Source organism: Ahrensia sp. 13_GOM-1096m (genome assembly GCF_000620605.1).
In the GTDB taxonomy this organism is placed as follows: Bacteria; Pseudomonadota; Alphaproteobacteria; order Rhizobiales; family Rhizobiaceae; genus Ahrensia; species Ahrensia kielensis.
In genome coordinates, this window is record NZ_JIAX01000006.1 from 270,453 (window position 1) to 291,626 (window position 21,174).

Consider the following 21,174-nt stretch of genomic DNA (forward strand, 5'->3'; position numbering starts at 1 on the left):
TTGCCTAAGGTACGATCAGTGTTCCTGCACCATGCTCCGTGAAAAGTTCAAGAAGAACGGCGTGAGGGACTTTACCATTTAAAATCACGACGCCTTCGACACCTTCCTTGATCGCATGAATGCAATTTTCGATCTTTGGAATCATGCCGCCCGTTGCCGTGCCATCTTTAATCAAGGCTTCCGCTTGGCTGACCGTTAGTTCTTTGATGAGGTTGCCTTGCTTGTCCAAAACACCTGGAACATCCGTTAAAAACAAAAGTCGTTTGGCATGCGCTGAACCGGCAATGGCACCAGCGAAAGTATCTGCATTGATGTTGTAAGTGTTGCCGTCACGGCCCGGTGCAACAGGCGCGATGACGGGGATCATTTCTGATTTAGCAAGCAGATTGAGCAAGGTGTGGTCAATCTCTACTGGTTCACCAACAAAGCCAAGATCAAGCACACGTTCAATGTTGCTGTCAGGATCAATGATTGTTTTCTTGGCCTTCTCAGCAAAAACCATATTGCCGTCTTTGCCGCAAAGCCCAATGGCCCATTCGCCAGCTTCATTGATAAGCTGCACGATCTCTTTATTGATCGAGCCGGCAAGGACCATCTCTACGATCTCGACAGTTGCCTGATCTGTAACGCGCAAACCGCCTTCAAATTTTGACTCAATGCCCATTTTTTCGAGCATCTTGCCAATTTGCGGACCGCCGCCATGAACCACAACAGGGTTGACGCCTGATTGTTTCAGCAGCGCGATGTCTTGTGCAAAGGCTTTGCCAAGGGTGCTGTCGCCCATGGCGTGGCCGCCATATTTTACAACGATCGTTTTGTTCTCATAGCGCTGCATGAAAGGCAGGGCTTTCGCCAATACGGCTGCTTCAAATTCTGGTGCGCTGAGATCAGTCATGGGGATATCCGATAAACGTTTCGGGAAATTTCATAGCGATGTTCGGTGTGTGCGTCTAGCACTATGGATTGATTGCTTTGGCTATCGCTTCACGCAAATCATCCATACCGCGAGATTTTTCCGAAGAGGTTGCAATGACTTCAGGAAATGCCGCAGGGCTTTTTTTGATCTTTTCAAGCGTCTCGGCAATCATGCGCGGAATAGCTGGTTCTTTGACCTTATCGGTCTTGGTGAGGACCACTTGATAGGACATGGCCGCTTTGTCCATGAGCTTCATGGCATCAAGATCGTTTTGCTTTACGCCGTGGCGCGCATCAATGAGCAAAAAGATACGCTTGAGCGTAACGCGCCCGCGCATATATTCGAACACCAATTCAGTCCAACGCTCCACCATTTCTATCGGTGCTTTGGCATAGCCATAGCCGGGCATATCGACAACTGCCAAAGGCGGAAGATTATCCATCGCGCCAGAAAAACCTTCTGGCACGAAAAAGTTGAGCTCTTGGGTGCGGCCCGGCGTGTTCGATGTACGCGCCAGCCCGTTCTTGCCTGTTAAAGCATTTATGAGCGAGGACTTGCCCACATTGGAACGGCCCGCAAATGCGATTTCCGGTGGTCCCAATGGCGGTAAGAATTCCATAGATGGAACGCCTTTAACAAAAGCCCAGTTGCCGTGCGCCTTAAGGGCTGCAGTAACGGCTTCGCGTGATAGTTCTGTATCGTTGGTCATGCTTCTCTTTTCGCCGCTTTGAGTAAAAGATCAAGGTCGCCGCCACGTATTGCGTCGAGATTCTGAGAAATCTTATGTGCAGGCCAGTCCCACCAAGCGATATTCGTCAGTTTTTCAACGGTCTCGTTGTCAAATCTTTGTTTGATTGTTTCTGCAGGATTGCCGCCCACAATCATATAGGGCGCTATATCACGTGTTACGACAGAATTGGATGCAATGATTGCTCCATCGCCAATCGTAATGCCGGGCATAATCATACAGTCCATCCCGATCCATACATCATTACCGATCACCGTGTCACCGCGGCTGGCATCGGTCCAGACTTTCGGATCAAAACCAACTTCCCAGCCATTGGCAAAGATGTTGAACGGATAGGTCGAGAAACCGCTCATAGCGTGGTTTGCACCATTCATGATGAAGCGTGTTCCAGAAGCTATTGCGCAGAATTTCCCGATGATGAGTTTGTCGCCCAAAAAATCATAATGGTGCAGCACATTTTTCTCTTCAAAACGCTCGCCGCCATCAGGGTCGTCATAATAGCTATAGTCGCCAACGTCGATGTTGGGCTTGGTAATAAAGTTTTTGAGAAACAAAGTGCGGGAATAACCCGCAAGTGGGTACAAAGTATCAGGGCTAGGGCCGTGCATGAGAAAGCTCCATTTGAGATATGATTTCAAAATTCCCGCAAATATTGCGGATATGAGCTTATTTGTTCACTGCACTTACTCCTGTTGTGCTCAGCATATAAAATGAAATGATGTTAAAAACAAGAAAGGCCGCCAAAATGGCAGCCTTTCAATGTCGTTTGATGTAGCAGGCAATTAACTTGGCTTACTGCTGCCTTTGCCGAACATAGCTTTAACATTGTCCATCAAAGCGATTTCAGCGCCATTTTTCTTCATAATGTAGCCCTGCTGAATAATAGACAATGTGTTGTTCCAAGCCCAATAGATTACAAGACCGGCAGGGAATGTTGAAAGCATGAATGTAAACACAATCGGCATCCAACGGAAAATCATCTGCTGAGTTGGGTCCGGTGGGGCAGGGTTCATCTGCATTTGAACGAACATTGTAATACCCATAAGGATCGGCCAAACACCCAAAAGAACAAATGGTGGCAGAACATCTGCTGCACCCCATGGGATGAGGCCAAATAGCTCCCAGATGCTTGATGGGTCTGGTGCGGATAGATCCTGTATCCAGCCGAAGAATGGCGCATGGCGCATTTCGATTGTAATGTAGATCACTTTATAGAGCGCAAAGAAAACAGGAATCTGGACCAGCATTGGCCAACAGCCTGCGACCGGATTGATCTTTTCTTTCTTGTACAGTTCCATCATCGCTTTTTGCATTTTTTCGCGATCGTCGCCGTACTTCTCTTTAATTTCAGCCATTTTCGGCTGCATGACTTTCATGCGTGCCATAGACTTGTAAGACTTGCTGGCGAGCGGAAAAAATACTGCCTTCACGATGACCGTTGTAAGAAGAATGGCGATACCAAAGTTGCCGATCAACTCATACAAAGGGTTCATGATATATGTGAAAAGCGGCTTCGTGATGAAGTGGAACCAGCCCCAGTCAATCATCAGCTCAAACTGACGGATACCTTGGCTGTCTTCATAGGCATCAATGATGCTTGTTTTTTTCGCGCCTGCAAAAAGCTGGGCCTTAACCGTTGTTGTGGCGCCTGCCTCAACAGAAATGGCATCGGTCAAATAGTCAGACTGATAGCGCGGTGTGCCTTGTGTGAAATACGAATAGCGCGGCTGAAATGGTGTCTGCGCACCGCCGCCACCGGGAATAAGGGCTGTTGCCCAGTATTTATCGGTAATGCCGAGCCAGCCATCTGTCGATTTGTCCGGCGTGATGGAGCCGTCATCTTCCATTTCTGAAAATGTTGTTTCCAACAAGCCTTTTTCGCCCGTTACACCGACCATACCTTCGTGAAGAATGAAAATAGGAGCCGTGTCAGGTTTGAAATAACGTGTTGTGCGACCGTAGTTTTGAATTGAAACAGCTTCCGCGCCAGTGTTTTCCACAGCATCCGTAATTGTGAACAGGTACTGATCATCAATTTCGATTGTGCGGTTAAATGTCAGCCCGTTCGGTGCTTCATACGTCAGTGTAACGGGAGACGATGGTGTCAATGTCGCGCCTGATGGAGCTGTCCAAGTCGTGCTCGGGCCAGGTGCGCCATCAAAACCAGCATAGCCGAATTCAGCAATATAGGCGCGGTCGGCGCCTGCGGGCGTAAGCACGTCTACAATTGGAGAGCTCTTATCAACGGTTACATGGTAATTTTTAAGCGAGAGGTCGTCAAAGCGTGCGCCCTTAAGATTGATCGAACCTTTTAGAAGGTCTGTATCAATTGCGACGCGTTCGCTGCTTGCCAATACGCTCGCACGGTCTGCAATGCCATTTGCTGCAGAATCGGATGCAGCTTGCGGGATATCGCCGTTTGATGCGGCGTTACTTGTTGCGCTGCCGGCAGGAATGTCACCTGCTGCTGTACTCGAAGGTGTTGTCTGTGGGTTAGCAGCCTGCTGCGCGATCTCGGCTTGTCGCTGATCTTCGATGCGCGGATTGACATAAAAAATCTGCCAAAGCGACAAAATGCCGACCGACAGAGCGATAGTCAAAAAGAGGTTGCGGTTATTATCCATGGTTTACACGTCCGGTTTCGCATTTTGGGCAGCTGGGGTAGTGTCGAGCCGCTTGTGGGATTTTCGTATGAGGTCTGCAATGTCTGACTGCAATGTGACAAATGGCACAGTCAAAGCGTTAGGCTTTGCAATAAGCACATAATCATTGCCGTTGCGCATTTTAAGGTTCTTGATGCTTTGAATAGCACCGCGCATACGCCGTTTGATACGGTTGCGCTTAACGGCATTGCCATTTTTCTTTGTCACTGTGAAGCCGATACGCGGATGGTCGCGGCTTTCGTCAGTGATATGCGTTTCGCAGCGCAAAGCGCATGCTGTGGCGCGTGCGCCATTTCGCGCGCTGAGAAATTCAGCGCGCTTTCGCATCATGTGAGGAAAGTTGTGTTTCGCTTTTCCGGATTGTGCCATGCCCTAAAGCTGCTCAAAGCCGGTAAAACAAATTACGCAGAAAGCTTTTTACGGCCTTTAGCGCGACGACGCGCCAAAACATTGCGGCCAGCTGCTGTTGCCATGCGCGAACGGAAACCGTGACGGCGTGCGCGAACAAGGCGTGAAGGCTGAAAAGTACGTTTCGTTGACATGTCTATCTCACCGCACTTGAGCGATGACCTCTAATCTTGTTACTTGGAAGGACTAGATCGACCGGTGTAGGCGCAATATTTGCTGCCGCCGGACCCTTAAGCCCAATCGTTGGTGGCTTATGATCGACCAAAACCCGATTGTCAATGCAATCTGATCGATTTGCGGTCAATTCCTTGATGATAAAAAGCAAGATATCACCCTCGATTATTACGAGAAGATAGAGAATCCCGCTCGATAACGCGCGCTTCACGTGTTTGTTGGTTGTTGTTGATCACAAAAAACCGCATTTCCAATTGGCAATAAAGCACAGCAGGAACGCAAGTACGTTGCGGGAACGATGAAATGACTGATACATCAATGGTTATGACCCAAAAAGCAGAAGACGTTCGCGGCGACGGGATTGCCAAGCCCAAAACGGCAGCTTGGAAGCGCTATTTGCCTGTCGCTGTTATTGTTGGCGGGTTGGGTCTTGGATACGCTTTTGGGCTGAATGAATATTTCAGTTTAAGTTTTCTAGCAGAACAACGTGAAGCGCTAAGCGCCTATGTCGAAGCCAATTATGTGAGAGCTTTGCTGTCATTTGGTGCTTTATATGCGGTTGCAACGGCCTTTTCATTTCCTGCAGCTTCTATTTTAACGATTTTTGGTGGCTTTTTGTTTGGCTGGCTTGTGGGCGGCATCGTCGTGGCTATTTCAGCAACACTGGGTGCAACCGTTCTGTTTATTGCGGCTAAAACGGCTTTTGGTGATTTCTTGAAAGAAAAAGTTGGAGGTAGAGTTAAAAACCTCGCCGATGGTTTTGAGAAGAATGCTTTCAGCTATCTTATCGTTTTGAGGATTGCGCCCATATTACCGTTCTTTATTATGAATATCGCACCTGCTTTGTTCAATGTTCCACTGCGTAGTTATGTGGCCGGAACTTTTATCGGTATTTTACCCGGTGTTTTTGCCTATGCTTATTTGGGCCAAGGGGTCGAAAGCGTACTGATAGCCGCACAAGAATCTGGGCAGGAAGCAAGCGTTGCCGATTTGGTGACGACAGAAATTACACTAGCATTTGCAGCACTCGCAATTGTTGCCGTCATACCAACAATCGTCAAAAAATTACGCCGCCGGAATTGAGTATTCAATAAACATGTAGCGGCAAGCTCTATATTAAGGGGACGAAAATGACTGAAGTAATCAAACCAGATATTTGTGTTATCGGCGGCGGATCAGGTGGTTTGTCTGTTGCAGCAGCTGCAGCGGCCTTTGGCGTCTCAGTCGTATTGATCGAAAGCGGCAAAATGGGCGGCGATTGCCTGAATTATGGCTGCGTACCCTCCAAGGCCATCATTGCAGCTGGTAAAGCCGCAAGCACAATGCGTCATGCCGACAAATTCGGCATTAAATCAGTCGAGCCGGAAGTTAACTTTAAAAAAGTGCATGATCATATTCACAGCGTGATCGGCGCCATTGCACCCAATGATTCTGTCGAGCGTTTTACCGCGCTAGGTGTCAAAGTTATCGAAGCGCATGGCAAATTTGTCGACAAAGAAACTGTAATCGCCGGAGACTATGAGATTAAAGCGCGACGCTTTGTTGTTGCAACCGGATCATCAGCCTTTGTGCCGCCAATTCCAGGTCTGGATACAGTTGAATATTTGACCAATGAGACGCTGTTTGACCAAACGCGCCGACCTGCCCATTTGATCGTCATTGGCGGCGGACCAATCGGCATAGAGATGGCGCAAGCGCATCGCCGCTTAGGCAGCGAAGTGACCGTCATTGAAGGGTTCAAAGCGCTTGGTAAAGACGATCCTGAATTGGCCGAAGTGGTGTTGCGCAATGTCCGTGCTGATGGCGTTCAAATCATGGAGGGCACAAAAGTTGTTGAAGTCGCCCAAAAGACCAAAACAACAATCAAAGTTACTGTTGAGACAGAAGATGGAACCAAAGACGTTGTTGGTTCACATATTTTGGTCGCAACAGGGCGCGCTGCAAACATAAACGGTCTCGATCTTGAAAAGGCTGGGATTAAGTTTGAGCGCAGTGGCATCAAAGTGTCAAACGCGCTTCGAACATCCAACAAGCGCGTCTATGCGATTGGCGATGTTGCCGGTGGTTTCCAGTTTACGCATGTTGCTGGTTATCACGCAGGGCTTGTTGTTCAGTCTATTTTGTTCCGCTTACCTGGCAAAGAGAACCGCGATATTATTCCGTGGGCAACCTATACTGATCCTGAGTTGGCTCATGTTGGTCTCAATGAAGAAGCAGCACGAAAACGAAACGGCGATGTGACCATTCTGCGTTGGCCTTATGCTGAAAATGATAGAGCGCAAGCAGAACGCAAGACCGAAGGTCTGGTCAAAATCATTACGAATAAAAAAGGCCGGATATTGGGCGCATCGATTGCCGGACATGGCGCCGGTGAGATGATCAATGTCTTTTCCTTGGCCGTGTCGCAAAAGATGAAAGTTCAGGACTTGCGTGGCTATATTGCGCCATATCCAACAATGACGGAAATTTCAAAACGGGCAGCGACATCATTTTCTGCTCCAATGACACGCAAACCATTCGTGCGCCGTATCATTGGCTTCTTGCGCATGTTTGGTTAAGTTTAAATTGAATAACGGCACATAAAGAAGGTTCCTCAATGTCTGCTGATGTAGCCGATACAAACAAAATTAAAGTAAGCGCCACGCGTAGCCTTTCATCCAAATTGTTGGGGCTCACGATTTTATTCGTGCTGTTTGCAGAAATATTGATGTTTGTGCCTTCGGTCGCCAATTTTCGAATTGAATGGCTGAAGGAGCGCCTGAACACCGCTGGCGCTGCGAGTGTTTTGATTTCAACCGAAACAAGCGCAGATTTATCACGAGCAGCGCAAGATGAAGTGTTGATGGCCACTGGTGCAAAAGCAATCGCTTTGCGCACGGGTGGAGTTGCACGGCTGGTTGTTGTTGCTCAAATGCCGCCGCAAGTCGATGACATGGTCAACGTGAATAGTTTTTCGCCTATTGATGCAATTGTTGATGCGTTCGATACGATGGTTTTTGGCGGCGATAAAGCGCTGCGGGTTGTGGGGAAAATTGGCGATTCAGAACAAATAATCGAAATGGTTCTCAAAGATGACAAGCTGCGCGAGGCGATGCTGATTTATGCGCGCAATGTGGCTCTCATTTCCCTGCTGATATCTGTGCTCACGGCGCTGCTCGTTTTCCTTGCAATCAATCGCATCATGATCAAGCCGGCCCGTGCGATAACGCGTTCAATGTTAAAATTTGCCGCAAACCCATCTGCGCCTGATGCCATTACTCAGTTTAAAGATAGCAATGATGAAATGGGGATTGCCGCGCGCGAACTTACTTCAATGCAGCGGCAAATGCAGAATACGTTACGCAGCCAAAAGCGCTTGGCCGATCTTGGGTTGGCGGTTTCCAAAATAAATCATGATATGCGCAACATATTGGCCTCGGCCCAGCTCATGTCTGATATGCTGGCTGATAGCGATGATCCGGCAGTGAAACGCTTTGGTCCAAAACTCGTTCGCACACTCGACCGCGCCGTTAATTACACCAATGATGTTCTTTCCTACGGCAAGGCGCAGGAGCAGACCCCAGAGCGCCGCCGCATTGCGTTATCATCGGTCATTGAAGATGTCCGTGATCATTTAGGTGTTGCTGCGGATGAAGGCTTAGAGTTTGCATCGGCTGTGGATAATGCCTTTGAGGTGGATGCTGATCCTGAACAGTTGTTTCGTGTGCTTCACAATCTGTGCCGTAACGCCGTTCAAGCGATGCGTGATGATCAAATGCCGTCATCCATTAAGCGCCTTGATATATCTGCAACGAAAGACGGCGCAAATATCATCATTCACGTTGAAGACACAGGTCCCGGCCTTCCTCAAAAAGCGTTGGACAATCTGTTCTCTGCATTCAAGGGTTCTGCACGCCACAACGGTACGGGCCTTGGCCTTGCCATTGCGCATGAGTTAATCACCGCACATGGTGGTTCAATCAAACTTCGCGAAGGGCGCACGGTTGGTACTCATTTCGAGATTCATCTTCCGCAAATCTTGGGGGATAAGTTAGCGGCGAAGGAAACAATGACAGGGTTAAACCCGTCGGAAAACTGATTGGCGCGATAAAATTCAGTTTAGAGTGAAAAACCTGCAATTCTACACTTGCATTTTTGTTTTCGAAGGACTACCAACCGCCAAGTCGCAATGCAGTGCATTAGCGTCACGCACCCGTAGCTCAGCTGGATAGAGCACTTGACTACGAATCAAGGGGTCGGGAGTTCGAATCTTCCCGGGTGCACCATTTCCAAATAATTTAAGTAATTGCTTTGTCCGAGTAGCGGCGATGTAATGCTTGCTGTTTCAGCGTCGACGCTGATCAATAGGCGTTTATTGTGAATGGACAGGCAAGTCTGGTCCAGATGCCATGTAGAGGCTCCTCGACCGATTGACTGCCATATCCATTTTAGATGATGAAGTTAAAACTATGCTGCTTGTGGCGCACGTTGCCAATTTGGCAATGGGTCAGAAAGCTTGGTCCATAGTTCGGGTTCAAACTTGGTTTCGCTGCCTATCAATGCATTGTCGAGCGCAGCTGTAATGGCTTCCTTATCCATATCAGAGCCGATAAACACGATTTCCTGCCGCCTGTCGCCGAAAGCGTCGCTCCAATGTTTTTCAATATACTTGGAAACGGATGCCTGTTCCGGCCAGCTCTCTCTAGGAACGCTCGCCCACCATGTGCCCAGCGGCTTAATGCTGCTTAATGCGCCAGCAAGCGAAAACTCTGCAACCCATTCAGGCCTCGTGGCGATCCAGAAATGCCCTTTGGCGCGAATAACGCCAGGCAATGGGCCGTTGAGTATGTCGTGTATCTGTTGGGGAGCGAAAGGTCGCCGAGCGCGATAAACAAAAGACGAAACACCATATTCTTCGGTTTCTGGAATATGATCGGCAAAGCCATAAAGTTCCTTTGCCCAAAGTGGGTGCTCATGAGCGGTATCAAAGTCAAACAGCCCCGTATTGAAAATATCGTTTTGTTTAACCACGCCATAATCAGTTTCGATAATGCGCGCATCAGGGTTCAATGCCGTGATGATCTTGCGGGCAGCGTCTAGCTTTTGCGGTTCGGCCGCGCCCGACTTGTTCAGGATGACAACATCGGCAAATTCGATTTGGTCCACAAGTAAGTCGACAAGCGTTCTGTCGTCTTCTTCGCCAAGGCTTTCGCCGCGATCTTTAATGAAGTCATGGCTTGAATAATCATTGAGCAGGTTAACGCTATCAACAACTGTGACCATCGTATCAAGTCTAGCGACATCGGAAAGGCTAGCGCCTTGATCATCGCGAAACTCAAATGTTGCGGCAACGGGTAATGGTTCCGATACGCCTGTAGATTCGATGAGGAGATAATCAAACCGGTCTTCGTCAGCCAAGCGTCTTACTTCTGCCAACAGGTCATCGCGCAATGTGCAGCAGATGCAACCATTGGTCATCTCGACCAATTTTTCATCGGTTTGCGAGAGGTTAGACCCGCCTTCGCGTATCAGGTCCGCATCAATATTTACTTCGCTCATATCGTTCACGATAACAGCAACGCGGCGTCCTTCGCGGTTGTTGAGAACATGGTTGAGCAGTGTTGTTTTGCCTGCACCTAAGAAGCCAGAAAGTACAGTAACGGGTAAGCGTGCGTCATTGGATTGGGAAATCATGATTAGTCTCACATTGAGTTGACTATGTTTAATGTCACCGGAGGCAGAACTTTCTACCTCCGGTTAAGTGTTAGTGTTGGAGACCAGATCCACCGATGGCGGTTATGTTGAAGGGAAGGCCTTCAACTGTGATCGTTTTTTCTTCCTTAAAGCTCTTGCTATCAAGAAGACGGACAAGCCCTTTGCTCGGATCGGTAACGGCAATAATATCGCCCATCACAGCAATTCTTGGACGTGGATCGCGCCAATGACCATCCTTGCTATAAGGTTCAGTAATTTGAGCGGAATGTTCAAGCTTTCCGCTTAATATATTGAGTGCACTCAGCTTGCCGTCCTCGGTGAAAACATAGGCGATTTTCACATTTGCAGGATCAAGGGCGAAGCTGACATAACGTACTGGAAGGTTCACCACCTGATAGGGATTGACGGTAGAAGGATCGATAATGACGAGCTTGTCCGCGCCATAATTGCCCAAGAAGAATTGCATAGCTTTGCCGCCCGCAAGTGTTCCCACCTGTCCTTCAGGCATATCAACGCTATATTCTAACATTTTAAATTCTGGCACATTGCTGCCATCAACGCTGGCAATAATAACGCCTTCTTCACAACCAAAAGCAACGAGCCCAGCTGAATGGGCCTCACCATGCAGGCCGGTGCAGGTGGCAACATCGCGAGCCGTTTCACCATTTTTGTCTATGGCTTTTACGCCAAGACGTGGCGGCAGTTCATCGGCTTTGGTTTCAACCATAAGATTGGGTTCAGAAGCCAGAAAGTAGTCTCCCATCGGAACGACCACGCCGTGATGTGGCGCTGCCGTTTTGACGGTTTTATAATCTGCGTTACCCTCTAGAAGTTCATGTTCTGAATAGACTCTAGCTTCACCTTCACGGTCAAAGAACTGAACCATTTTATCACCGTGAGGGATCACATGCACAGGCCGCGCGCCTTCTAGTTTCATAGGTAATATTTTCGATTTTTCGATCTCAATATCGCTGTGATCACCGTGCCCTGAAAGGGAAATGCCGCTTGCAATGACATTGACAGCATCATGGTCCATTTGCACTGCAAACAGTGTTTCACCACTTTGGCTGGGCACAAGATGGGTCACATAGCCATCTGTCGTAAATTGCTGGAGGATTTTGCCTTCAGTAGGGTCGATAACCGTTACTTTGGACTCTGCTTGATCTGATACAAATAAACGCCAAACTTCTTTTGTTTCATCATCAGCCAACACTGTCGTGACTGATGCCGCTAACGATAGCGAAATTGCTCCTGAAAGAAGGGCGAGTTGATGACGGAATTTTAACATGAAAATCTTTCTGTAATGTTATACAGTAACATTTAATATTCATGTTTATCCCATTTGTCTACTCTGCAGCAGGCAATTGAACTTACATTTCAGATATAGAAAAGAGACTAGCTGTGTATACTTAAGCAGCGGGCAGGTGAAAACTGCTGCATGGTGATTAAATACAAGTCTTATTATTACAAAGTGTATGGAGCAGGCTTCGGCGTGGCAAAGATATCTGCTCCATAGCTATGATTTTTGAACTGTTGAACGTGTGAAACTAAATTTGCACGACGACCCTTTGATCATCTTCCGGCGCATCGAGCGGAAGGTGGGTCTCTTCAAGAACTAAAATGTTCTCTGCAGCAATAACATCGCTCTTGGTCTTGTAGCCGATAACGTCTTCAACCGGCATATCAAGATGGCGTGCCATCAGCATTGTTTCTTCTGAGGAGAAGTTTGTTAGGCCGCGCGCGACTTCCGTGCCGTCTTCATCATAGACATGTAGTACATCGCCTTTTGTGAATTCGCCTTGAATTGAAATTATATTGCTTCGGTTGATGCCACATTTTCCTGTTATCACGGCGGCTGCCACATCTTTAGGAACGACGAGTGTACCAGACACCTGCAATCGGTTGCTAAGCCAAATTTTGAGCGGCGTTGCCGTTTCACCAGTGACAAGGCAGCGCGTATAGCGCCGTTCATTGTTTAGGACCGATGAGATTGGACGTTCGATGATGCCATCTGCAATAATCGTTTCGACGCCCGCATGCTGCGCCATGCTCGCGGCCTGCATTTTGGTCAACATGCCGCCACTACCCAAAGCGCTGATGCTGGTGGTTGATTCTAGATGTTGGCTCACATCTTCCACTTCAGAAATAAATTTAGCATCGGGATCAGATGGGTCACGGTCATAAAGACCTTCTACACTGGTCAGAATGACCAATAGGTCTGCCTCAATCATCTGAGCGACTTTAGCCGATAGACGGTCATTATCTCCCACGCGCAAGTCATGCGTAGCAATGGAATCATTTTCGTTCACGATAGGCATGATGTCGCTTTCAAGTAGCCGCATCATGGTGTTTTTAATGTTCAAAAACCGCCTACGCTCCTCCATGTCGCCAGCTGTTACCAGCATTTGAGCAACACCCATTCCATGCTCTGAGGCAACTTGCCGGTAAGCGTTCATCAAGAGGGGCTGCCCGCAGGCCGCCGCCGCTTGCTTGTCCATGATGCCTGCATCTTCAGGACGCTTGCCAATCATGTTGAGGCCCAGCGCGACAGAACCCGATGACGTCAGAATGATGTCGTGGCCTTCTTTTTGCAATTGTGCGAGATCGCTCATCAAGCCGTTCATAAAGGCATATCTAAGCGTCAATCGATCGCTATTTGCTAATAGGCTGGATCCGATTTTGACAACGATTTTCTTTTTCTTTGGCACAGTGACCTCCGATAATATTCTGATTAACGGGCAACATATGTGCGTGATTTGCACCATGCGAAGCAAACTTACGGCAGTGCCCTTCAATTGATTCGCTGCTGTATAACATGCAGTCGGCACTAGAATGCAAATGGGTGAGCGGCTTGGTGAACAGAAACCGAGTTTGATGAGCAAGATTGCGCTCATCAAATACAGTTCAGATATCTTATGGGGAGGCCTTAAGTCTTTATATGTGAAGCCAAATTATGGCTCCACAATTGTATGTGCGGCGGGGCCGATCAGCCTAAAATTTCAATGATGGAAGCTTTTGTTGCCTCAACAATTTTATCCGCCTCTTCACGTGATAACGAGAATGGAGGCGCAAAGCCAATAATGTCGCCTTGTGGCATAGCGCGTGCGATGACACCGTGTTCCAGCATCTTACCAACAATGCGCGGTGCCAGTTTTTCCGATGCATCAAAGAATGTGCGGTTATCGCGGTTCTTGACCAGCTCGACAGCGCATAACATGCCTTCTCCGCGAATCTCGCCAACATGAGCGTGTTCGCCCAAAGCCTCAGCCATAGCTTGGTTGAGATATTGGCCAATGTTGCGTGCGTTAGAAACAAGATCAAGCTTGTCCAAAAGTTTCAAGTTTGCGACACCAGCGGCCGCGCCAATTGGGTGCGCAGAATATGTCCACCCATGTCCAATGGCACCATTCTCATCTGTACCACGTTCCAGCACGGCCCACATTTTGTCAGAAATGATTGAGCCTGATAATGGCGCATAGGCAGAAGTAAGCCCCTTCGCGATCGTGATGATATCCGGCTTCATGCCGTAATGATCAGAGCCCATCATTGTGCCGAGACGGCCAAAGCCAGTGACAACCTCATCGGCGATTAAAAGAATATCGTGTTTGTTCAAAATCTTTTGGATCGCATCCCAATAACCTTTAGGCGGCGGCACAATGCCGCCCGTGCCAAGAACAGGCTCGCCGATAAATGCAGCGATTGTATCTGCGCCTTCGCGTTCGATCATAGCTTCAAGCTCTGCTGCACAATGGGCAGAGAACTGCTCTTCGCTCATCGATAGATCATTGCGGCGGTAATAATAAGGTGCTTCGGTGTGAAGGATTTGGCTAAGCGGCAGATCAAACTTTTTATGGAAAAGCTCAAGCCCTGTCAGCGATCCAGTTACGAGACCCGAACCATGATAACCGCGCCAACGCGAGATGATCTTCTTCTTTTCAGGACGGCCAAGAACATTGTTATAATACCAAACCAGCTTGATGTTTGTCTCATTGGCATCAGAACCACCAAGTCCGTAATAGACATGATTCATGCCATCCGGCGCGCGTTCTGCAATCATCTTTGAAAGCGTGATAGATGCCTCGGTGCCATGGCCAACATAGGAATGATAATAGGCAAGCTCATGGGCTTGCTCGGCAATAGCATCGGCAATTTCCGTGCGGCCATAACCAACATTGACGCAATAGAGGCCAGCAAACGCATCAAGCGAACTGCGCCCTTCGCGGTCTGTGATATAAACGCCGTTTGCGCCTGTGATAATGCGGTTGCTCATTTCGCGGCGTGCAAACTGACCAAGATGGGTGGACGGATGGAAAAAGTGATCGTGGTCCCACTGCGTTAATTGATCATTGGTAAGCTGCTTATTCATCTCTTTTTCCTTTGTTTTAGCCCAGTCGCGGCAAACATATTTATTTCAGTAAAGACTTCCAAGTCGATGCGCGGCCCTTCGCAGCATATTGCGGTCGTTTAGTTTGGCGAATGCCGGATGTTAACGAGCTTGGACACATCAGCCTCAATTAGAAAGAAGATTGGTGGTCACAAACTATCATAACTGGCAGCGAAAATTATTCGCAGATTAGTCGTGTTTTCCGAAAATACATCGGAAGAAAAGCCTATTTCTGAGAGAGTATTTCAAAAGGCGGCGGCGCATCCTTGACCGGTTTTGTAACGATATAGCTATAATAGCGCTTTACGCCGGCCCGTTGCTCCAGAACATTATCAATCAGCAATTGATAACTGTCGATGTCGCGGGTGACGACTTGCATTAGATAATCATAACCGCCGCCAAGTGCCCAACAGCCGGTAATTTCATCGTGCTTTGCCATTTCGCGTTCGAATTGATCAAAGTCTTGTGCGCGGTGCTCACCAAGTTCAATCATAACGAAAACAGTGACCGTAGGGCCCAGTGCGCGAAGGGAAAACTCAGCGCGGTATCCCGTAATCACACCAGCTTCTTCAAGCCGCTGTATTCTTTCCCAGCATGATGTTGTGCCAAGTCCAACGCGGCGTGCAAGTTCGCTTTTGCTCAAGCGACCATTTCTGGCAAGGGCGGCCAAAAGGCTGAGATCAATCTTGTCGAGGCGTTGGGTTTTCATCGTCATATCGTTTCGGATAAGCCAACCTGCTTGTCAATTGCGGATGCTGGGTGCTTTGAAAGATACTCAAAATCGATAGGCAAAAACTGACCTTGACGTGGAGAAAATTTACACAGACCGTAAGCGAGCGGAGATGGGGAGGTACTTATCGCAAGTGCCAAATCGCTCCAACTCAAAACACACAATCACTGATCTGACCGGAGCCGGTGTTCAGGATATTGCGTTTGAAACTTGCCCCTGTGGCAATTAGAAAGGCACGGTTCGTCAGATGGCAACTTACGAGAAAAACTTCACGAATGCCGAATATCAGCGCCGTATTGCCAAAACGCGGCTAGCGATGTCTGCTGCTGGACTTGAGGCGATTGTCGTGTGCGACCCTTCGAATATGTCTTGGTTGACCGGTTATGACGGGTGGTCGTTCTATGTCTATCAAGGGGTAATTCTGACACATGAGGGCGACCCTATCTGGTGGGGCCGCGCAATGGATGTGCTGGGCGCACGCCGTACCGTGTTTATGGATAATGAAGATAATATTCGCGGATATGACGATACGTTTGTGCAAAATCCTGACAAGCATCCGATGCAAGAGCTCGCTATTTTACTGTCCGAGCTTGGTCTTGAGACAGCAAATATTGGCGTTGAGATGGATAATTATTATTACTCCGCCACCGCGCATATGAAGCTACTTGAGGGACTGCCTACAGCCAACTTCAAGGATTGTTCTGGCCTTGTGAACTGGCAACGCGCGGTCAAATCAGAGCGGGAAATTGAATATATGCAGCGCGCAGCGCGTATCGTCGAAGCGATGCATGCACGTATTTTGGAATGCGCTGAACCGGGTATGCGCAAGAACGATTTAATCGCGGAAATTTACGTGACTGGTATTCGTGGCGCAGATGGTTTTTGGGGGGATTATCCAGCCATCGTGCCAATGGCGCCGTCCGGTATGGATGCGACCGCGCCGCATCTGACATGGGATGATCGCCCCATGGAAAATAATGAAGCAACTTTTTTCGAAATAGCGGGCGCGCACCGTCGGTATCAATGTCCGCAATCGCGAACCTTGTTTTTAGGCGATGTGCCGCAGAAATACAGAGATGCTGAAAGCGCGGTACTTGATGCAATTGATGCGGGCTTAGCGCAAGCAAAACCGGGCAATCAAGCGCAAGATATTGCCAACGCATTCAACGCAACGCTTAATAAAGCAGGTTTTGAAAAAGACAGCCGCTGCGGATATGCAATCGGCTTGAGCTACCCGCCAGATTGGGGTGAGCGCACGATATCTTTTCGCCGCGGCGACACTACTATTTTAGAGCCCGGTATGACATTTCACTTCATGCCTGCGCTGTGGCTAGACGATGGTGGGCTGGAAATTACCGAGCCGATTTTGATCACCGAAAGTGGTCATGAATGCCTATGCACAACACCTCGGGAACTATGGGTAAAATGATGAGTAAAAATCCGATTAGCGCGACGATACCCTTTGATGAAGATGGTGCACATCATGGCTTTTTGAAGCTTCCCTATAGCCGCGATGATAGTGCGTGGGGTTCGGTGATGATACCGATCACTGTTGTTGCAAACGGGCATGGCCCGACCGCACTCTTAACAGGGGGCAACCATGGCGATGAATATGAGGGCCCTATCGCTTTGCAGGACCTTGCTGCATCCCTGCGACCTGACGATATAAAAGGCCGCGTGATAATTCTGCCAATGATGAATTTACCTGCTTTTTCTAAAGGGCTTCGCTGTTCACCGATAGATGGCAACAATATGAACCGCAGCTTTCCAGGGCGTCCTGATGGTACGGTCACACAAAAAATATGTCATTATATAGCCACTGAACTTGTGCCGATGGCAGACATCGTTCTGGACTTTCATTCAGGCGGGCGAACGTTAGATTTCCTTCCTTTTGCAGCAGCACATGTCTTGGACAATAAGGCGCAAGAACGAGATTGTATGGCAGCGATGCAAGCGTTCAATGCGCCATATTCTGTGCGCATGCTTGAGATCGATAATGTCGGCATGTTTGACACAGAGGTAGAGACGCAAGGCAAAGTCTTTGTCACCACCGAGCTTGGCGGTGCCGGAACATCAACTGCGCGCAGTGTGGCGATTGCTAAAAAGGGCATTCGTAATTTGCTTATTCATGCCGGAATATTGTCTGGCACAATTGAGCTTAGTGAAACGGTGCAACTTGATATGCCCGATGAGAGTTGTTTCGTTTTTGCTGAAACGGCGGGACTGATTGAATACCTTGTTGATCTTGGCGATGTTGTAAGTGAAGGCCAGCCAATCGCTCGCGTGTGGCCAAGTGATCGCACGGGCCAGCAGCCAGAAACTTTGAAGGCTAAGCGTGAGGGTATTCTCACCGCACGCCACGTTCCGGGTCTCATTAAAATGGGTGATTTTGTTGGGTTGGTTGCGGTTCAATTATAGTCGCAAAATCTAGCTGCCGTTTTAAAACTGGGTGACGGCAGCTAGATATAATTTGATTAGTCGACTGATGAAATTTTGGTCACGCCGCCATGGGCACCAGACCAAGTCAGTGGATCATCCAAAAAGCTTTCGACTTGCGCCAATGTTTCTTTGTCGAAGTAATTGTTCTTTTGGCATACAGCCAAAACATCGCGCCATGTGGCAAGGTAATGCAAGTTGAGGCCGATTGATTGAAGGTTCTCGACGGCTTCTGGGAAGATGTCATAATAGAACACAACAATTGTATCTGAGATTTCACCACCAGCTTGGCGTATCGCTTCACAGAATTTGATCTTGCTGCCGCCATCGGTTGTTAAGTCTTCAACCAGCAAAACGCGCTTGCCATCAACGGAATTGCCTTCGATTTGCGCATCGCGGCCAAAGCCTTTTGGCTTTTTACGTACATAATGCATCGGCAGTGCAAGGCGTTCAGAAATCCATGCCGCAAAAGGTATGCCTGCTGTTTCACCGCCAGCAACACTTTCGATTTGTTCAAAACCGATATCACGCAAAATCACGCCAGCGGCAAAATCCATCAATGTGCTGCGGATACGCGGATAAGAAATCAGCTTGCGGCAGTCGATATAGACAGGGCTCGCGAGGCCCGATGTGAGCATATAAGGCTCTTCGGGGCGAAAATGAACAGCGCCGATCTCCAGCAGCATTTTCGCCGTCATTTCGGCCATTAATTCGCGGTCAGGAAAGTTACTTGTGTTCATCATTGTGCCTTCTATAGGTCGCAGCGCTCAAATGGTGTCGGTGCTAATCTCTTCATGTTTCCAAAATAATGGAAAGCCGGGGTCAAATACAGTTACTTTGTCGTTTTGAACGTTTATTTTGTCTGGGTATGCAATAGGTGTTTCAGATTTGGTGAAACGAACGCGCTGATCGTTGGGCTTTAATCCATAAAATGCCGGGCCATTCAAACTTGCAAATGCTTCCAGATTTTCCAACTTTCCGTCCTGTTCAAACACATGGGCAAGACAGCTCAATGTGTTGAGGGATGTGTAAATGCCAGCGCAGCCGCATGCTGCTTCTTTTGCACCATCAGGATGTGGGGCAGAATCTGTTCCAAGGAAAAACTTCGCATTGCCAGAGGTTGCAGCTTTTCTAAGGGCAAGGCGGTGTTCTTCGCGCTTGGCAACAGGCAGGCAATAATAATGCGGCTTGATACCGCCCGCCAGATAGGCATTGCGGTTGATGATTAAATGATGCGTGGTGATCGTCGCGCCAATATTGTCGCCGCCAGACATTACATAATCAACACCGTCACTTGTCGTTACGTGTTCCATGACGACTTTGAGTTCAGGGACTTTGGTGCGAACTGGATCAAGCACACGTTCGATAAAAACAGCCTCGCGGTCGAATATATCAACCTGAGGATCTGTAACCTCACCATGCACCAAAAGAGGCAGACCTATTTCAGCCATCTTTTCCAAAATCGGAACGATCGTTTCGAAGTTACGAACGCCGCTTTCAGAATTGGTTGTTGCGCCTGCTGGGTATAGTTTTACAGCCTTGATAAGGCCGCTCTCAGCACCGGCAACGAGATCGCTCAAATCTGTTGTTTCGGTGAGATATAAAGTCATCAGCGGTTCGAATTTATGCCCCACTGGAACAGCAGCTTTAATTCTCTTCGCATATTCACTGGCTTGCGCAGTCGTAATAACTGGCGGTACGAGATTGGGCATAATGATGGCGCGCGCAAAATGCTCACTTGTATGGCCAACCACCGCTTTGAGCATATCGCCGTCGCGCAAGTGAAGATGCCAGTCGTCAGGCTTTCTGATGATGAATTCAGATTGGCTCATTGCTGGGTCTCCGTACCGATGGTCCAGATTATACTGTTCCGCAGGTAAGCGGAAATAAAATGGGTGTTTCTAAACTTGGTATGCGTGGAAATACCTGCATTGGGAAAAAGCGCAAGACCAAGCGCTTGTTCTATGTGTCAAATCCAAGGGTTTTACACCTTGCGCGAAGACATTTTGCTCCATAATCAGTCATTGCATCTCGGGGTGAATGATACAGTATGAATGTTGCCTAAATTATTTATAGGAGGGCGCTTTGACACGAATAGCTTTAGTTACAGGCGGTGGGTCCGGTATTGGTTTGGCATGTGCAAAAACACTCGCTCATAATGATTATACTGTCATTATCACAGGCCGAAATCAGGAAAAGCTGAACAAAGCCGCTGTAGAAATTGGCAATGATTGTGAAGCGATTGCCAGCGATATTACGCAGCCTGAGCAAGTTGACGCGCTTTTCGATAGCATCGAAAATAAATATGGCAGGCTCGATATATTGTTTAACAATGCGGGTAATAACGTACCTGCCGCACCGATTGGCGATGTGTCAGCCGAAGACTGGCTCAAAGTCATTAATGTAAATTTGAACGGTGCATTTTTATGCGCGCGCGGCGCATTTAACCTTATGCGTAAGCAAAAACCACAAGGTGGCCGTATTATCAATAATGGGTCTGTCTCTGCTTCAGCGCCGCGTCCAGGTTCTGCACCTTACACATCATCCAAACATGCGATTACCGGTTTAACGCGGTCAATCTCACTTGATGGACGCCCCTATAATATAGCCTGTGGCCAAATCGATATTGGAAATGCAGCATCTGATATGACCAAGGAAATGGTGGAAGGTGTTCCGCAAGCGGATTTATCCATAAAATCAGAACCTGTGATGGATGTTGCTCATGTTGCAAGTTCAGTTCTACACATGGCGAATTTACCACTTGGCGCTAATGTTCAGTTTATGACTGTTATGGCAACGAACATGCCTTTTATCGGTCGCGGATGAATGTTTCAATCAGCCCGCTGGGCAGCCTATTGGTCGTTTCTGTTGCCTGTTCTCTTTCACTAGCTTAAAGCCATGTTCAGGTTCGCTAAGGTATACGGTAATTTCCACAGGCAATCTCATTGCAGCTAAAGCTTTTAAGTGAAATCTGCGCTAAAAAATTGCTACTGCTCGCCGCGTGATGTTGAAGCGAGAAAT

19 protein-coding genes and 1 tRNA gene are annotated in these 21,174 nt (G+C 48.2%); 7 read left to right on the forward strand and 13 right to left on the reverse strand.

Annotated features, from left to right (window positions below):
- Positions 1 to 4: 4 nt before the first annotated feature.
- From argB to rpmH, 6 genes are all read right to left on the reverse strand, one after another.
- A complete protein-coding gene (gene argB, locus N530_RS0101670; protein ID WP_026479272.1) occupies positions 5 to 895 on the reverse strand; it encodes an acetylglutamate kinase in 891 nt (296 codons plus the stop codon).
- 61 nt (positions 896 to 956) lie between these two features.
- Positions 957 to 1,625, reverse strand: a complete 669-nt coding sequence (gene yihA, locus N530_RS0101675) for a ribosome biogenesis GTP-binding protein YihA/YsxC (RefSeq protein ID WP_018688792.1) — start codon at positions 1,623 to 1,625, stop codon at positions 957 to 959.
- Complete coding sequence (locus N530_RS0101680) at positions 1,622 to 2,272, reverse strand: CatB-related O-acetyltransferase (protein ID WP_026479273.1); 651 nt, start codon at positions 2,270 to 2,272, stop codon at positions 1,622 to 1,624. The genes yihA and N530_RS0101680 overlap by 4 nt, the downstream gene beginning before the upstream one ends.
- Positions 2,273 to 2,446: 174 nt before the next feature.
- Positions 2,447 to 4,288 (reverse strand): membrane protein insertase YidC, encoded by a 1,842-nt coding sequence (gene yidC / locus N530_RS0101685; protein WP_026479274.1) that lies wholly within the window; start codon positions 4,286 to 4,288, stop codon positions 2,447 to 2,449.
- A gap of 3 nt (positions 4,289 to 4,291) precedes the next feature.
- Positions 4,292 to 4,696, reverse strand: coding sequence for a ribonuclease P protein component (gene rnpA, locus N530_RS17245; RefSeq protein ID WP_051540695.1), 405 nt, complete (start codon positions 4,694 to 4,696; stop codon positions 4,292 to 4,294).
- A gap of 32 nt (positions 4,697 to 4,728) precedes the next feature.
- Positions 4,729 to 4,869 (reverse strand): 50S ribosomal protein L34, encoded by a 141-nt coding sequence (gene rpmH, locus N530_RS0101695; RefSeq protein ID WP_018688788.1) that lies wholly within the window; start codon positions 4,867 to 4,869, stop codon positions 4,729 to 4,731.
- Between the two features lie 343 nt (positions 4,870 to 5,212).
- Between rpmH and N530_RS0101700 the strand changes: the two genes are divergently transcribed.
- The 4 genes from N530_RS0101700 (at position 5,213) to N530_RS0101715 (ending at position 9,174) form a co-directional block, all read left to right on the forward strand.
- Complete coding sequence (locus N530_RS0101700; RefSeq protein ID WP_026479275.1) at positions 5,213 to 5,992, forward strand: TVP38/TMEM64 family protein; 780 nt, start codon at positions 5,213 to 5,215, stop codon at positions 5,990 to 5,992.
- Between the two features lie 47 nt (positions 5,993 to 6,039).
- A complete protein-coding gene (locus tag N530_RS0101705) occupies positions 6,040 to 7,467 on the forward strand; it encodes an NAD(P)/FAD-dependent oxidoreductase (protein ID WP_026479276.1) in 1,428 nt (475 codons plus the stop codon).
- Between the two features lie 38 nt (positions 7,468 to 7,505).
- A complete protein-coding gene (locus N530_RS17250; protein WP_035266058.1) occupies positions 7,506 to 8,987 on the forward strand; it encodes a HAMP domain-containing sensor histidine kinase in 1,482 nt (493 codons plus the stop codon).
- A gap of 110 nt (positions 8,988 to 9,097) precedes the next feature.
- A tRNA-Arg gene (locus N530_RS0101715) sits at positions 9,098 to 9,174 on the forward strand.
- A gap of 181 nt (positions 9,175 to 9,355) precedes the next feature.
- On the opposite strand, the gene zigA is transcribed toward N530_RS0101715, so the two are convergent.
- The 5 genes from zigA to N530_RS0101745 all read right to left on the reverse strand — a co-directional run bounded on the left by zigA (position 9,356) and on the right by N530_RS0101745 (position 15,696).
- The gene (gene zigA / locus N530_RS0101720) at positions 9,356 to 10,582 is read right to left on the reverse strand and encodes a zinc metallochaperone GTPase ZigA (protein ID WP_026479277.1); all 1,227 of its coding nucleotides are present in this window, start codon (positions 10,580 to 10,582) and stop codon (positions 9,356 to 9,358) included.
- 70 nt (positions 10,583 to 10,652) lie between these two features.
- The gene (locus N530_RS0101725; protein WP_026479278.1) at positions 10,653 to 11,891 is read right to left on the reverse strand and encodes a metallochaperone AztD; all 1,239 of its coding nucleotides are present in this window, start codon (positions 11,889 to 11,891) and stop codon (positions 10,653 to 10,655) included.
- A 259-nt stretch (positions 11,892 to 12,150) separates the two neighbouring features.
- Positions 12,151 to 13,368 carry a glutamate 5-kinase gene (proB, locus tag N530_RS0101730; protein ID WP_247869163.1) on the reverse strand — a complete coding sequence of 406 codons (1,218 nt, stop codon included), beginning with the start codon at positions 13,366 to 13,368 and terminating at the stop codon, positions 12,151 to 12,153.
- Between the two features lie 221 nt (positions 13,369 to 13,589).
- Complete coding sequence (locus N530_RS0101740; RefSeq protein ID WP_026479280.1) at positions 13,590 to 14,969, reverse strand: aspartate aminotransferase family protein; 1,380 nt, start codon at positions 14,967 to 14,969, stop codon at positions 13,590 to 13,592.
- Positions 14,970 to 15,213: 244 nt separating this feature from the next.
- Positions 15,214 to 15,696, reverse strand: a complete 483-nt coding sequence (locus N530_RS0101745; RefSeq protein WP_035266208.1) for an Lrp/AsnC family transcriptional regulator — start codon at positions 15,694 to 15,696, stop codon at positions 15,214 to 15,216.
- A 268-nt stretch (positions 15,697 to 15,964) separates the two neighbouring features.
- Here N530_RS0101745 and N530_RS0101750 point away from each other — a divergent pair, with 268 nt between their 5' ends.
- Entirely contained in the window at positions 15,965 to 17,146 is a 1,182-nt protein-coding gene (locus N530_RS0101750) for a M24 family metallopeptidase (protein ID WP_026479282.1), read from the forward strand.
- Positions 17,146 to 18,135 (forward strand): N(2)-acetyl-L-2,4-diaminobutanoate deacetylase DoeB, encoded by a 990-nt coding sequence (gene doeB / locus N530_RS0101755; RefSeq protein ID WP_026479283.1) that lies wholly within the window; start codon positions 17,146 to 17,148, stop codon positions 18,133 to 18,135. The genes N530_RS0101750 and doeB overlap by 1 nt, the downstream gene beginning before the upstream one ends.
- A 56-nt stretch (positions 18,136 to 18,191) precedes the next feature.
- Here doeB and N530_RS0101760 read toward each other — a convergent pair whose 3' ends face one another.
- Both N530_RS0101760 and pyrC read right to left on the reverse strand, forming a co-directional pair.
- Positions 18,192 to 18,893: an orotate phosphoribosyltransferase gene (locus N530_RS0101760; protein ID WP_026479284.1), complete on the reverse strand. Its 702-nt coding sequence runs from the start codon at positions 18,891 to 18,893 to the stop codon at positions 18,192 to 18,194.
- A 27-nt stretch (positions 18,894 to 18,920) separates the two neighbouring features.
- Positions 18,921 to 19,985, reverse strand: a complete 1,065-nt coding sequence (gene pyrC / locus N530_RS0101765) for a dihydroorotase (protein WP_026479285.1) — start codon at positions 19,983 to 19,985, stop codon at positions 18,921 to 18,923.
- A 253-nt stretch (positions 19,986 to 20,238) separates the two neighbouring features.
- On the opposite strand from pyrC, the gene N530_RS0101770 reads away from it, so the two are divergent.
- The gene (locus N530_RS0101770; protein ID WP_026479286.1) at positions 20,239 to 20,979 is read left to right on the forward strand and encodes an SDR family oxidoreductase; all 741 of its coding nucleotides are present in this window, start codon (positions 20,239 to 20,241) and stop codon (positions 20,977 to 20,979) included.
- The last annotated feature ends 195 nt before the right edge of the window (positions 20,980 to 21,174 follow it).

What these genes read in the sequence shown, in the direction of transcription:
- N530_RS0101740 (WP_026479280.1), bottom strand. Translation starts at nt 14,969, where the DNA reads ATGAATAAGCAGCTTACCAATGATCAATTAACGCAGTGGGACCACGAT.
- N530_RS0101745 (WP_035266208.1), bottom strand. Translation starts at nt 15,696, where the DNA reads ATGAAAACCCAACGCCTCGACAAGATTGATCTCAGCCTTTTGGCCGCC.
- doeB (WP_026479283.1), top strand. Translation starts at nt 17,146, where the DNA reads ATGAGTAAAAATCCGATTAGCGCGACGATACCCTTTGATGAAGATGGT.
- yidC (WP_026479274.1), bottom strand. Translation starts at nt 4,288, where the DNA reads ATGGATAATAACCGCAACCTCTTTTTGACTATCGCTCTGTCGGTCGGC.
- N530_RS0101760 (WP_026479284.1), bottom strand. Translation starts at nt 18,893, where the DNA reads ATGAACACAAGTAACTTTCCTGACCGCGAATTAATGGCCGAAATGACG.
- rpmH (WP_018688788.1), bottom strand. Translation starts at nt 4,869, where the DNA reads ATGTCAACGAAACGTACTTTTCAGCCTTCACGCCTTGTTCGCGCACGC.
- N530_RS17250 (WP_035266058.1), top strand. Translation starts at nt 7,506, where the DNA reads ATGTCTGCTGATGTAGCCGATACAAACAAAATTAAAGTAAGCGCCACG.
- N530_RS0101750 (WP_026479282.1), top strand. Translation starts at nt 15,965, where the DNA reads ATGGCAACTTACGAGAAAAACTTCACGAATGCCGAATATCAGCGCCGT.
- yihA (WP_018688792.1), bottom strand. Translation starts at nt 1,625, where the DNA reads ATGACCAACGATACAGAACTATCACGCGAAGCCGTTACTGCAGCCCTT.
- N530_RS0101700 (WP_026479275.1), top strand. Translation starts at nt 5,213, where the DNA reads ATGACTGATACATCAATGGTTATGACCCAAAAAGCAGAAGACGTTCGC.
- N530_RS0101705 (WP_026479276.1), top strand. Translation starts at nt 6,040, where the DNA reads ATGACTGAAGTAATCAAACCAGATATTTGTGTTATCGGCGGCGGATCA.
- pyrC (WP_026479285.1), bottom strand. Translation starts at nt 19,985, where the DNA reads ATGAGCCAATCTGAATTCATCATCAGAAAGCCTGACGACTGGCATCTT.
- rnpA (WP_051540695.1), bottom strand. Translation starts at nt 4,696, where the DNA reads ATGGCACAATCCGGAAAAGCGAAACACAACTTTCCTCACATGATGCGA.
- N530_RS0101680 (WP_026479273.1), bottom strand. Translation starts at nt 2,272, where the DNA reads ATGCACGGCCCTAGCCCTGATACTTTGTACCCACTTGCGGGTTATTCC.
- argB (WP_026479272.1), bottom strand. Translation starts at nt 895, where the DNA reads ATGACTGATCTCAGCGCACCAGAATTTGAAGCAGCCGTATTGGCGAAA.
- proB (WP_247869163.1), bottom strand. Translation starts at nt 13,368, where the DNA reads ATGGTGCAAATCACGCACATATGTTGCCCGTTAATCAGAATATTATCG.
- N530_RS0101725 (WP_026479278.1), bottom strand. Translation starts at nt 11,891, where the DNA reads ATGTTAAAATTCCGTCATCAACTCGCCCTTCTTTCAGGAGCAATTTCG.
- zigA (WP_026479277.1), bottom strand. Translation starts at nt 10,582, where the DNA reads ATGATTTCCCAATCCAATGACGCACGCTTACCCGTTACTGTACTTTCT.